This window comes from Micrococcaceae bacterium Sec5.1, assembly GCA_039636795.1.
Taxonomy (GTDB): domain Bacteria; phylum Actinomycetota; class Actinomycetes; order Actinomycetales; family Micrococcaceae; genus Arthrobacter.
In genome coordinates this window covers 1804627-1817148 of record CP143430.1, presented here as the reverse complement: position 1 = coordinate 1817148, position 12522 = coordinate 1804627, and the positions used below count along the sequence as shown (strand labels likewise).

The 12522-nt window shown below is 63.5% G+C and carries 10 protein-coding genes and 1 pseudogene; 2 read left to right on the top strand and 9 right to left on the bottom strand.

Going from position 1 to position 12522, the window contains the following annotated elements; all coding sequences use genetic code 11:
- The first annotated feature begins 25 nt into the window (after positions 1 to 25).
- A pseudogene (locus VUN82_08420) lies at positions 26 to 1554 on the top strand (AlkA N-terminal domain-containing protein).
- 170 nt (positions 1555 to 1724) lie between these two features.
- Here the strand turns inward: VUN82_08420 and VUN82_08415 are convergent.
- From VUN82_08415 to argC, 9 genes are all read right to left on the bottom strand, one after another.
- Positions 1725 to 2462, bottom strand: coding sequence for a maleylpyruvate isomerase family mycothiol-dependent enzyme (locus VUN82_08415; protein XAS73845.1), 738 nt, complete (start codon positions 2460 to 2462; stop codon positions 1725 to 1727).
- Positions 2463 to 2562: 100 nt separating this feature from the next.
- On the bottom strand, positions 2563 to 3978 hold the full coding sequence (gene argH, locus VUN82_08410) for an argininosuccinate lyase (protein ID XAS73844.1): 1416 nt from the start codon (positions 3976 to 3978) through the stop codon (positions 2563 to 2565).
- Positions 3975 to 5180: an argininosuccinate synthase gene (locus tag VUN82_08405; protein ID XAS73843.1), complete on the bottom strand. Its 1206-nt coding sequence runs from the start codon at positions 5178 to 5180 to the stop codon at positions 3975 to 3977. The genes argH and VUN82_08405 overlap by 4 nt, the downstream gene beginning before the upstream one ends.
- Before the next feature lie 88 nt (positions 5181 to 5268).
- Complete coding sequence (locus VUN82_08400; GenBank protein XAS73842.1) at positions 5269 to 5805, bottom strand: arginine repressor; 537 nt, start codon at positions 5803 to 5805, stop codon at positions 5269 to 5271.
- Entirely contained in the window at positions 5805 to 6812 is a 1008-nt protein-coding gene (gene argF / locus VUN82_08395) for an ornithine carbamoyltransferase (GenBank protein ID XAS73841.1), read from the bottom strand. Before argF ends, VUN82_08400 begins: the two co-directional genes overlap by 1 nt.
- A complete protein-coding gene (locus VUN82_08390) occupies positions 6809 to 8083 on the bottom strand; it encodes an acetylornithine transaminase (protein ID XAS73840.1) in 1275 nt (424 codons plus the stop codon). The genes argF and VUN82_08390 overlap by 4 nt, the downstream gene beginning before the upstream one ends.
- Positions 8080 to 9039 carry an acetylglutamate kinase gene (gene argB, locus VUN82_08385; GenBank protein XAS73839.1) on the bottom strand — a complete coding sequence of 320 codons (960 nt, stop codon included), beginning with the start codon at positions 9037 to 9039 and terminating at the stop codon, positions 8080 to 8082. The genes VUN82_08390 and argB overlap by 4 nt, the downstream gene beginning before the upstream one ends.
- Positions 9040 to 9049: 10 nt before the next feature.
- Positions 9050 to 10216: a bifunctional glutamate N-acetyltransferase/amino-acid acetyltransferase ArgJ gene (gene argJ, locus VUN82_08380; protein XAS73838.1), complete on the bottom strand. Its 1167-nt coding sequence runs from the start codon at positions 10214 to 10216 to the stop codon at positions 9050 to 9052.
- Positions 10213 to 11244, bottom strand: coding sequence for an N-acetyl-gamma-glutamyl-phosphate reductase (gene argC, locus VUN82_08375; protein XAS73837.1), 1032 nt, complete (start codon positions 11242 to 11244; stop codon positions 10213 to 10215). Before argC ends, argJ begins: the two co-directional genes overlap by 4 nt.
- 179 nt (positions 11245 to 11423) lie before the next feature.
- Between argC and VUN82_08370 the strand changes: the two genes are divergently transcribed.
- Complete coding sequence (locus tag VUN82_08370) at positions 11424 to 12512, top strand: acyl-CoA desaturase (protein XAS73836.1); 1089 nt, start codon at positions 11424 to 11426, stop codon at positions 12510 to 12512.
- Positions 12513 to 12522: the final 10 nt, after the last annotated feature.

The window sequence follows — 12522 nt, the reverse complement described above, 5'->3', positions numbered from 1 at the left end:
CGTGGACTCCTGACAGGATGAAGGAATGGACTTCTGGCAGCGCTACAGGGCAATCGACGCCCGCGACACCCGTTTCGACGGACAATTCTTCACGGCTGTCAGCTCGACTGGTATCTACTGCCGGCCATCCTGCCCCGCCCGGACGCCGAAGGCCGAGAACGTCACGTTCTACGAGACCTCGGCCGCTGCCCACGAAGCCGGGTACCGCGCTTGCAAGCGATGCCTCCCCGAGGCCGTCCCCGGCACGCCGGCCTGGAACATCCGATCCGACGTTGCCGGCCGTGCAATGCGTTTGATCAACGACGGCGTTATCACCCGCGAGGGCGTCGACGGTCTGGCGCACCGTCTGGGCTACTCGGCGCGCCAACTCAATCGGATCCTTGCCACGAACTGGGCGCCGGTCCCCTCTCACTGGCACGGGCAAGCAGGGCGCAGACAGCCAGGACGCTGTTGGTCTCAACGGAGATGCTCCTTGCCGACGTCGCCTTCGCCTCGGGATTCAATAGCGTGCGGCAATTCAACGACACCATCGGCGAGGTTTTTGCGATGACTCCGACGGCGTTACGCGCCACAGCCGCAAAGTCCGGCGTTCGCCGGGGTGCTGCCGCGCCGACTGCCCTGACGCTTAACCTGCCTTACCGGGAACCATTTGATCCAGGCATCTTCGACTTCCTGGCCGTCCGTGCGGTGCCCGGAATTGAAGTGGCACGTACCGAAGCCGACGGAACCAGGAGCTACGGCCGCACGCTCCGCCTCCCCCGAAGCACCGCCTCTTTCTCCGTGGTTTACAGCCCCTCGACGTCGGGCAAATCCTTGCAATTGACGGCCACGGCTGTGGACCTGCACGATCTTCCTGCGTTGTTGAGCCGCGTCCGGAGGTTGTTCGACCTGGACGCGGACCCGCAGGCAATCGACGAAGCACTGGGAACAGACCCGCGGCTCGCGGGGAGCATCACGGCGATTCCAGGAATTCGCGTGCCGGGAGCAGTGGACCCCCAGGAATTGCTGGTCAGGGCAATGATCGGTCAACAAATCACAGTTGCTGCTGCTCGAACAGCACTGACACAGTTGTCCGCTGTTGGCTCCCTGGCTGAGACCCCCACGCCCGGGCTGGAGCGGCTGTTCCCGACGCCGGCTGAAATCGCCGAACACGGACGCGAGATGCTGCGGGGACCCCGGCGTCGCATCGAATCCGTCATTGCTGCGGCCGAAGCTATGGCCACAGGGGCCCTTGAGTTCGGCTACGGCGACGACGTTGCAGCGCTGGAGCGCAAGCTGCTGCCGTTGCCAGGTGTCGGGCCGTGGACTGTAGGGTACGTCGCCATGCGGGTGCTCGGAGCGCCGGACGTTTTCCTGGGCAATGACGCGGCAGTTCGAAACGGGTTGAGAGTCCTCCCGCCTGGACCGGGCCTGAGCTCTGACTTCCGGGAAGTGAGCCCTTGGCGGTCCTACGCCACCATGCACTTGTGGCGGGCGGCAGCAAAGCCCAAGGACACATCGGCCGAAAAGCGCCAGGATGTGAGAGAACGTCGGCCGAAAAGCGCCAGGACGTGAGAGAAGATCGGCCCAAACCGGTCAGGACGTGAGAGAGCATCGGCCCAAACCGGTCAGGACGTGAGAGAGCATCGGCCCAAACCGGTCAGGACGTGAGAGAAGATCGCCCCAAAAGCCGCAGGACGTGAGAGAAGATCGGCCCAAACCGGTCAGGACGTGAGAGAGGATCGCTAGCGGGCGGCGGGAGCGGCGGCGGGCCATGGGAGCAACTCGGGCAAGTCGACGCCGTCGGCAGCCGCCGTGGCGCGCAGGCTTCCCAGGCTCGGTTCGCGGCCGGCGAGCCATGCAGCAATGTCCGTGAGCATGCCCGTAATGGCAATTGATGTGGTGCCGTGGCCAATAACTTGCTGGGGCAGGCCCGTGGGCTGCAGGACAAATTTGTACGTCTCGGGAACGCGTGCTTCGAGGAAAGTGAACAGGTGTTCACAGAAGGGGCGGCTCCAGGTCTCCGGGCCGTAGCCCAAACCCACGTCCGAAGCGTGGATGACGAGTTCGCGCCAGAGCGCCAGACCGCCGTCGAGGACTGTTCCGTTCCGGTAACTGATGCGTGCAGCCCAGTCGTCGGGTCCCAAGGCGTCGAACGCTGAGAGCGCCCGCGCCAAGGCGGTTTCCACGGACTGCTTGTGTTCCTGAAGGCTGTGCCCGGCGGCAAGTTCGATCGCTTTCGTGCGGCCTTGAACTCCTCCGTCATACAGTTCGATGGTTTCGCCACGCTGCGCGAACTCCAGTTGCCGGGCCATGGCATTCGCAATTCCGGCGAGGTGGGCCAGAACATGGCCGCGGGTCCAGTCCGGGAGCTCGGACGGTTCCGGGATCGAAGAGTCATCGAGTTTGGCAAGGATGCGGGTGACGACGTCAGCGGCTTTGTGAAGCTCTGCGGGCAGCGTCTCAGCTGTGATTGCGGTCATAGCGCCATGTTAACGCACAGCGGGACGGCACCCCGTGGCAGAAGGCCTGGAAGCCTGCCTGCGGGGCGCCGTCCCGTCGTGGTTCAGCTGGCGTCGTGGCTCAGCTGGCGTAGCTGCGCGCTGCGTCCAGTTCTGCCTTGAGCGCCACCAATTGGCGTTCGACGGCGGCCGGTGCTGTTCCGCCCTGGGAGTTGCGGCTGTTGAGCGAACCTTCGGTGCTCAGAACGCTGCGAACCTCGGGAGTCAGGTGCTCCGAGATCGCTGAATATTCTTCATCCGTCAGGTCCCACAGCTCAACCCCACGGCCTTCGGCCTGCTTGACTGCAGCACCTGAAAGCTCGTGTGCTTCACGGAAGGGAACGCCCTGGCGGACGAGCCATTCTGCGATGTCCGTGGCCAGCGCAAAGCCCTGGGGAGCCAGGGACTCCATGCGCTCGGTGTTGAACTTGAGGGTCGCGATCATGCCGGACACGGCCGGAAGCAACAGCTCCAGGGTGTCGGCGGCGTCGAACACCGGCTCCTTGTCCTCCTGAAGATCGCGGTTGTACGCGAGCGGGAGGCCCTTGAGCGTTGCCAGCAGTCCGGTCAGGTTGCCGATGAGGCGTCCTGCCTTGCCGCGTGCGAGCTCGGCAACGTCCGGGTTCTTCTTCTGCGGCATGATCGAGGACCCGGTGGAATACGAATCGTGCAGCGTCACGAAGGAGAATTCCTTGGTCGCCCAGAAAATTACTTCCTCGGAGATCCGGGACAGATCAACGCCAATCATGGAGCAGACCCACGCGAACTCGGCGAAGACATCGCGGGAGGCGGTGCCATCGATCGAGTTGTGGACCGCCGAGAAGAAGCCAAGATCAGCTGCAACGGCCTCGGGATCAAGTCCCAGCGACGAACCTGCCAAGGCACCCGAACCGTATGGTGAAACGCCCGCACGCTTGTCCCAGTCCTGGAGGCGCTGCACATCGCGCAGCAACGCCCAGGCGTGGGCAAGGAGGTGATGGCTCAGCAATACCGGCTGGGCGTGCTGCAGGTGCGTCCGTCCAGGCATGGCCACACCTTGGTGGGCCTGGGCCTGGTCAACAAGGGCATCAATCGTGGCAAGGACACCGCTGGCAATGATCCTTGCATGATCGCGCAGGAACATCCGGCCGAGCGTTGCCACTTGGTCGTTGCGGGACCGGCCGGCACGAAGCTTGCCGCCCAACTGGGTTCCGGCACGCTCGATCAGGCCACGTTCCAGCGATCCGTGAACGTCCTCGTCGCTCTCGGCCGGCAGGTAGGCGCCGCTCGCGACGTCCTCGTCCAGCTGGGTGAGGGCGGCGAGCATGCCTTCAAGCTCGGCGTCGTCCAGCAGACCGGCCTTGGCCAGCACACGGGCGTGCGCCTTGGAGCCGGCGATGTCATAGCGGGCCAGCCGCCAGTCAAAGTGCGTGGACTTGCTCAATGCTGCCAGCGCATCCGCGGGGCCGCCGGCGAACCGGCCGCCCCACAGTGCACCTTCGTTTGTGGCGCTTGTCATTCGCCGGCAACCCGCAGGTCGCGGCCCGAGGCAACCTTGGAGGACATACCCCACAGCTCGATGAAGCCGCGTGCCATGGACTGATCGAAGGTGTCGCCGGTGTCGTAGGTGGCGAGGTCAAAGTCGTACAGCGAGGTCTCGGAACGACGACCGTTGACGATTGCCTGACCGCCGTGGAGGACCATCCGGATGTCGCCGGAAACGTACTGCTGGGTGTCCTCGATGAAGGCGTCCAGGGAGCGCTTGAGCGGGGAGAACCACTGGCCGTCGTAGACCAGCTCTGCCCAGCGCTGGCCAACGGTGGCCTTGAAACGGGCCTGCTCGCGCTCGATGGTGATGTCTTCGAGGTGCTTGTGCGCGGTGATCAGCGCCATGGCACCCGGTGCTTCGTAGATTTCGCGGGACTTGATGCCCACAAGGCGGTCCTCGACGACGTCGATGCGGCCAACGCCCTGGGCGCCTGCTCGGCGGTTCAGTTCCTGGATGGCCTGCAAGGGGGTGACCTTGACGCCGTCGATCGCTACCGGTACACCAGCCTGGAAGGAAATGGTGACCTCATCCGGTGCCGGCGGGAATTCCGGGGTGGCGGTGTAGTCGTAAATGTCCTTGGTGGGAGCGTTCCAGATGTCCTCGAGGTAACCGGTCTCGACGGCGCGTCCCCAGACGTTCTGGTCAATCGAGTACGGGTTCTTCTTGGTGGTCTCGATCGGCAGACCCTTTTCCTCGGCGAAGGCAATGGCCTTGTCGCGGGTCAGGGCGAGGTCGCGGACCGGTGCGATGCACTTCAGGTCCGGGCCGAGGGTCTGGATGCCAACTTCGAAGCGGACCTGGTCGTTGCCCTTGCCGGTGCAGCCGTGGGCAACGGTGGTGGCACCGAATTCGCGGGCAGCCTTCACGAGGTGCTTCACGATAACCGGACGCGAGATGGCCGAAACCAGCGGGTAGTGCCCCTGGTAAAGGGCGTTGGCCTTCAGCGTGGGCATGGCGTACTCATTGGCGAATTCGTCGCGGGCGTCTGCCACGTAAGCCTCGACGGCGCCGCAACCGAGGGCGCGCTGGCGAATGGTCTCCAAGGACTCGCCGCCCTGTCCGACGTCGACGGCCACGGCGATGACCTCGGCGCCGGTGGCTTCACCGATCCAGCCGATGGCTACGGACGTATCAAGGCCACCGGAGTAGGCCAGAACAATGCGCTCAGTCACGAGAGTGCTCCTTTGTTGTTGCTTGGTTCATTCGAATCAATGCTGTGTGAATCAATGCTGTGAAAATCATGGGCCGCGTCCACGGCGGTTAGTTTCCAGGCCCGGCTTCCTCGGCCAGCTGGAGGAAGCGAGCCGCGAGTTCCGCCCCGCCGTCGGGATCCCTGGCAACCAACAGCAGAGTGTCGTCGCCTGCGATCGTACCCAATACCGACGGCATTACGGAGTGGTCGATGGCCAGTGCCAGGAAGTTCGCGGCTCCCGGAGGTGTTCGCAGGACCACAATGTTGCCTGATGCCTCGGCAGTGACCAGCAGTTCACCGCAGAGCCGGGAAAGCCGTGCGTCCAGGATCTCCTGCGTGACGCCGCTCTTGGCATTGCGGTCCCCGCCCTCCCCCGGAACGGCATAGACCAGGGCGCCTTCCTTGCCTCGGACCCTCACCGCCCCAAGTTCCACAAGGTCGCGGGACAGCGTGGCTTGGGTGACCTGAACGCCGTCGTCCGCCAGCAGGGCTGCAAGCTCTGCCTGGGAACGCACGGACTCACCCGTCAGGATCGCGGTAATACGCGCCTGGCGGGCAGTCTTGGTGGCCGGGCTGGCACCCGGAACCGACGGATTCGTGGACACTAGAACGTGCTCTCCCCGGTACCTTCAACAGGTGAAAGGCCATCGACAAAAGCGAGCCCCGAGCGGTGCATCAGCCAGGCCATGAGTGCCTTCTGCGCGTGGAGGCGGTTCTCCGCCTCGTCCCAGACGATCGACTGCGGGCCGTCAATAACCCCAGCGGAAATTTCATACCCGCGGTAAGCGGGAAGGCAGTGAAGAACGACGGCGTCGGGCGCGGCCTGTGCCATTGCTGCCTCATCGACGGAGTAGTCGCGGAACAACTGCATCCGGGCTTCCTTCTCCGCTTCCTGGCCCATTGACACCCAGGTGTCTGTAGCTACGACGTCGGCGCCCTTAAGGGCCTCGGAGGCATCGCTCGTGATCAGCACAGAACCACCGGTCTCAGCAGCGCGCTCTTCTGCGGCAGCGACGATTTCGGCTGCGGGCAGGTAGCCTTCGGGTCCGGAAATGCGGACGTGCATGCCAGCTGTAACGCCTGCCAAAAGGTAGGAATTGGCCATGTTGTTGGCCGCGTCACCGAGGTAGGCCATGCTCAGGCCCTTCAGTTCACCTTTGTGCTCTTTGACGGCCAGAAGATCCGCGAGGAGCTGGCAGGGGTGGTAATCGTCGCACAGGGCGTTGATGACGGGGACTTTCGAGTTTTCCGCCATGGCCACCAGGCCAGAGTGGGCCCCAGTCCGCCACACGATGGTGGAGACCATGCGCTCCAGGACCTTGGCTGTGTCCTCGACGGATTCCTTGTGGCCAATCTGCGCTTCACCGGGATTGATGATGAGGGCGTTGCCGCCCATGTCCGCGATGCCGGTTGCGAAGGAAACACGGGTGCGGGTGGAGGTTTTGTCGAAGATGACAGCGACGGTCTTACGTCCGTTGCCATCGGCTGCGAAGGGCTGGACGCTGTACGGCGCCGCCTTCATGCGGGCAGCGAGTTCAAGGACCTCGGCTTGCTCAGCCGGGCTGAGGTCCGTGTCCTTCAGGAAGTGACGGGTGGTGGTGGATGTAGTCACTGTGCGTCCTTAGCGGTGGTGGCTGTAGCCGTAGCGATCAGGGTGGGAAGAGCGTCCAGGAAACGGTCCGCTTGATCGATGGTCAGGATCAGCGGCGGTGCGAGGCGGATGGTCCTCGGGCCCGGGCTGTTGATGATGAATCCAGCGTCGAGTGCGGCTGTGACCATGGCGGGTGCGACGTCGGCGTTCACATCGAACCCGATTAACAGGCCCTCACCGCGGACTTCAGTGACAGCCTCGATGGCGGCCAGTCCCTCGCGAAGATGAGCGCCGACTGCCAGTACGTTCTGCAGCACACCCTGGCTCTCGATCGCGTGCAGCGTGGCAAGAGCGGCGGCCGTGGCCACCGGGTTTCCACCGAAAGTGGTGCCGTGCTGCCCGGCCGTGAGCAGGGCCGACGTCGTGCTTCCGAGGGTGATCAGCGCACCAATGGGGAACCCGCCACCAAGGCCCTTGGCAAGCGTGATGGCATCGGGAACGATGCCCGCATCCTCGCTGGCGAGCCATTTGCCGGTCCGGCCAATGCCTGTCTGGACCTCGTCCAAAATCAACAAGGCGCCAGCCGCCGTAGTGGCTTCACGTGCCGCCTGCAGATATTCGGCGCTCAGCGGCCGGACACCCGCTTCGCCTTGGATTGGTTCCAGGAAGACGGCTGCTGTGGATTCGTCGACGGCGGAGCGCAGGGCTTCGATGTCATCGAACGGGATGTGGACCACGCCGCCGGGCAGGGGCTCGAACGGCGCCCTGTAAGCCTCTTTGGCCGTGAGCGCGAGGGCACCCATGGTGCGGCCATGGAAAGCGCCTTCGAGGGCGATGATCTTGGTCCGCTTGGCGTCGCTGTTCCGCCGGGCCAGCTTGAACGCTGCCTCGTTGGCTTCCGTGCCGGAGTTGGCAAAGAATACCTTGGAACCGGCAGGAGCGTTGATGATGGCCAGCAGCTTTTCAGCCAGCGCGATCTGCGTGGGGCTCGTAAAGAAGTTGGACACGTGTCCAAGCGTGGCGAGCTGGCTGGAAATGACTGAGGTGACGAACGGGTGGGCGTGGCCCAGTGCGTTCACGGCAATACCGCCCAAGAGATCCAGGTACTCCTTCCCGTCGGCGTCCCACACGAGGCAACCCGCGCCGCGGACCAGGACCCGCTGAGGCGTACCGAAGACACCCATAAGGGATGACGAGTAGCGGGCCAGCCAGTCAGCGCCTGAGCTCTGGGAAACGAGCGCGGTTGCGGCAGCCTCCGCAGCGATAGCGGTATGGCTCAGTTCGGTGCTCATGCGTTCACTTCCTCGTCAGGTACTACTTGCGTGCCGATGCCGGCGGTGGTGAAAGTTTCAAGCAGCATCGAGTGCGGCAGGCGGCCATCCACGATGTGCGCGCGTTCCACGCCTTCGTCGATCGCCTTCAGGCACGCGGCCATCTTGGGGATCATGCCCGACTCGAGCCTGGGCAGCATCTCTCGGAGCTCGGACGCGGTCAGCGAAGAGATCAGAGACGACTTGTCCGGCCAGTTCGCGTAGAGGCCTTCAACGTCGGTCAGGATGACGAGCTTGGTGGCGCCCAACGCCGAGGCGACAGCTGCGGCCGCTGTGTCTGCGTTGACGTTCAGGACCTGGCCGGTAGTGGGACCGGAACCGTTCCCGTCGTCGAGGATTTCCGGGGCGACCGTCGAGATCACCGGGATGCGACCGGCGTCGAGGATGTCCTTGATCCCGGCGGGGTCCACGCCTACGACTTCGCCCACCAGGCCGAGGTCAACTTCCTCGCCGTCCACCACGGTGCCGGTACGGACTGCGCGCAACAGGCCGCCATCCTCGCCGGACATGCCAACGGCGTAAGGACCATGGGAGTTGATCAAGCCGACGAGTTCGCGTCCTACCTGACCGGTAAGGACCATCCGCACAACGTCCATGGCTTCCGGAGTGGTGACCCGCAGTCCACCCTTGAACTCGGACTCAATGCCAAGCCTGCCCAGCATGGAGTTGATCTGGGGGCCGCCGCCGTGGACCACCACAGGGTGGATGCCCACGTGGTGGAGGAACACGATGTCCTCGGCGAAGGCACGGCGAAGGTCATCGTTGACCATGGCGTTGCCGCCATACTTGATCACCATGGTGGTGCCGGCGAAACGCTGGATCCACGGCAGTGCCTCGATCAGGGTGCCCGCTTTGTCCTGGGCTGCTTCCGCCGAAACGTGGCTCGTGGAGGTGGTTTCCCGGGTATGCGCAGTCATAGTCATCCGCTCAGCTCGAGTATGCGCTGTTCTCATGCACGTAGTCGTGCGTGAGGTCATTTGTCCAGATGGTTGCTTCGGCGTTGCCGGCCTGAAGGTCGATGTCGACGAGCACTTCACGTGGTTCCAGGTCAACGAGGTTGCGGTCGTCGCCGATGCTGCCGTTGCGGCAGATCTGCACGCCGTTCATGGACACGTTGAGCTGCTCCGGCTCGAATATGGCGTCGGTGGTGCCCACGGCGGAGAGCACGCGGCCCCAGTTGGGGTCCTTGCCGAAAATGGCGGCTTTGAAGAGGTTGGAGCGTGCAACGGCGCGGCTAACGATCTCGGCGTCGCCTTCGCTTGCTGCATTGAAGGTACGAATGGCGATATCGTGGCTGGCACCTTCGGCGTCGCCGATGAGTTTCCGGGCCAACTCGGCGCAGACCTTCGTGATGGCCTCGCTCAGCTGCTCCGCTGAAGGCAAAGCTTCCGAGGCACCTGATGCCAGCAGCACCACGGTGTCGTTGGTGGACATACAGCCGTCGGAGTCGGCGCGGTCAAAGGTGACCCGCGTGGCATCGCGGAGGACGACGTCGAGCTCGTCCGCCGGTACCTCGGCGTCGGTGGTGAGGACAACCAGCATCGTTGCCAGGCCAGGGGCCAGCATGCCGGCACCCTTGGCGATGCCGCCAACGGTGAATTGCTTGCCCTCAGCATCAGTGCCTGTGAAGACAGCTTCCTTGGACACGCTGTCCGTCGTCATGATGGCTGTTGCAGCAGCCGAACCTCCGTCTGCGGACAGCTCGCCGAATGCGGCCTCAACGCCCGGAAGGATCTTGTCCATGGGCAGTTGCTCACCAATCAAGCCAGTGGAGCAAACCACGACGTCGGAAGCTGAGACTCCCAGCACTTCTGCCACTTTCTCGGCCGTGGCGTGCGTGTTCTGGAATCCCTGCGGACCAGTGCAGGCGTTGGCGCCCCCTGAGTTCAGGACCACTGCGTCAACACGTCCGTCGCTGACCACCTGGCGTGACCAGTGAACCGGAGCAGCGGCCACGCGGTTTGAGGTGAAGACAGCAGCAGCGGACTTTTGGGGGCCGTCGTTGACCACCAGGGCCAGGTCCGGGTTGCCGGATGCCTTGATGCCGGCTTTGACGCCGGAAGCCCGGAATCCCTTGGGTGCGGTAATGGTCACGGTGCAACTCCCTGCAGGTTAAGGCCGGCGGTTTCGTCCAGGCCGAGGGCAATGTTCATGGACTGCACGGCTCCGCCGGCGGTTCCTTTGGTCAGGTTATCGATGGCGCACGTCACGATCACACGGCCAGCGTGCTGATCAAAAGCCACCTGCATGACGGCATGGTTGGAACCCTGCACCGACTTGGTCGTGGGCCAGTGGCCTTCAGGCAGCAGGTGGACGAACGGTTCGTCGTCATAGGAGTCCGCCCAGGCTTGGCGCAGTTCTGCATAAGTAACGCCGTGACCAACTTTTGCCGTGGCCGTGGTGAGAATGCCACGGCTCATCGGCGCGAGAGTGGGAGTGAAGGACACTGTCACCGGCTCGCCGGCGGCGTTGGACAATCCCTGCTCGATTTCCGGCGTGTGCCGATGACCGCCGCCAACACCGTAAGGGCTCATGGAACCCATGACCTCGGAGCCGATCAGGTTGACCTTTGCCGCCTTGCCGGCACCGGAGGTACCAGAGGCCGAGACAATCACGACGTCGTCCGTCAGGAGGAGATTGTTGGCGAACCCGGGCGTCAAGGCGAGCAGGGCCGACGTCGGGTAGCAACCAGGAACGGCGATGCGCTTGGCGCCCTTGAGCGCGTCGCGCTGTCCCGGCAGTTCCGGGAGCCCATACGGCCAGGTGCCAGCGTGGGCCGAGCCGTAAAACTTTTCCCATGCAGCCGCATCCTGCAGGCGGTGGTCCGCACCGGCGTCGATGACCACTGTGCCTTCCGGCAATTGGGCAGCGATCTCTGCAGAAGCGCCGTGCGGGAGTGCCAGGAAGACGACATCATGCCCGGACAGGTTCTCCACCGTGGTGTCTTCCAGAATCCGGCTGGCCAAACCGTGGAGATGAGGCTGCAACTCCCCTAGTCTGGAACCGGCGTTGCTGTGCGCAGTGATAGCACCGATAGTGACGTTCGGATGGCCTGCAAGCAGGCGCAGCACTTCTCCCCCGGCGTAGCCGCTGGCACCGGAGACGGCAACAGAAATAGTCATAGCTACACTGTACAGCAAAACTATTCATGGTTGCCGATATTTATGCATGCCGTCTTCTGGCAAGTGCACGGCGTCACAATAGGTTAGTGCCGACAGCGTATGCTTAGTGGAGGGTGATCCAGACCGTGCAGTCCGAACGTCGGCTGCAGCGTTGCCCGTTAGCGATACGGGGCACATATATGGCACCCACGTCCACCGCTGAGCGCCCCAAAACACGCGCAATTCAGCCAAACCCCGTTGTCCAAAGCTATTCGGAGCTCCTCAAGAGCGTGAAAGCTGCCGGTCTCCTCGAACGGCGCAGCGGGTTCTACATCTGGCTCTTCGTAGCCCTCATGATCCTCATGGCCGCCACCTGGACAGGCTTCGCCCTCTTGGGTGATTCCTGGTTTCAGCTCCTGATCGCTGCCGCCGTGGGTATCTTCTGTACACAGTTGAGCTTCCTGGCCCACGAGGCCGGGCACAAGCAGATCTTTGCCTCGCGTCGTGCCAACGATTGGTCGGCCCGCCTCCTGGCAACAGGAATCGCAGGCATCAGCTACTCCTGGTGGGAGCAAAAGCACGGTGCCCACCACAACCATCCCAACGTCATTTCCAAGGACCCCGACATCCGGAACAACGCGCTGGTCTTCTACGAAGATGCAGCCGCCGAACGCAAAGGACGCCTGGCCTTCCTGACCAAGAAACAGGGATGGTTCTTCTTTCCGCTCCTGACACTCCTTGGCCTGAGCCTGCAATTCGACTCGCTTCGCTTTATCTTCGGCAAGCAGAAGGTACGCCATCGCTGGGTGGAGACGCCTATCCTGGTTGCGCGTCTTACCGCTCTTCCCGTCCTTGCCTTCACGTTCCTCCCGATTGGTCTGGCGTTTGCGTTCCTCGGCGTCCAGATCATGGTCTACGGCTTCTACATGGGCGCTTCCTTTGCTCCCAACCACAAGGGCATGCCGGTCCTTCCCAAGGACAGCCGCGTCGACTTCCTCAACCGCCAGATCCTCACCTCGCGAAACATCTCGGGCGGACGCTTCATGGACTTCCTGCTGGGCGGACTGAACCGCCAGGTAGAACACCACTTGTTCCCTGACATGGCCCGGCCCCACCTTCACAAGGCCGCCGGAATCGTCCGCGAATTCTGCACGAAGCACTCCATCCCCTACACGGAAACCACGCTGATTCAGTCCTATGGAATAGTGGTCAGCTACCTCAACGAGGTAGGCCTGGCAGCTGGACGTGGCTTCGACTGCCCCGTCGCTTCGACGCACGGACGCTTCTAGGCCTCCGCAA

What these genes read in the sequence shown, in the direction of transcription:
- VUN82_08415 (XAS73845.1), bottom strand. Translation starts at nt 2,462, where the DNA reads ATGACCGCAATCACAGCTGAGACGCTGCCCGCAGAGCTTCACAAAGCC.
- argH (XAS73844.1), bottom strand. Translation starts at nt 3,978, where the DNA reads ATGACAAGCGCCACAAACGAAGGTGCACTGTGGGGCGGCCGGTTCGCC.
- VUN82_08390 (XAS73840.1), bottom strand. Translation starts at nt 8,083, where the DNA reads ATGAGCACCGAACTGAGCCATACCGCTATCGCTGCGGAGGCTGCCGCA.
- argB (XAS73839.1), bottom strand. Translation starts at nt 9,039, where the DNA reads ATGACTGCGCATACCCGGGAAACCACCTCCACGAGCCACGTTTCGGCG.
- argC (XAS73837.1), bottom strand. Translation starts at nt 11,244, where the DNA reads ATGACTATTTCTGTTGCCGTCTCCGGTGCCAGCGGCTACGCCGGGGGA.
- VUN82_08370 (XAS73836.1), top strand. Translation starts at nt 11,424, where the DNA reads ATGGCACCCACGTCCACCGCTGAGCGCCCCAAAACACGCGCAATTCAG.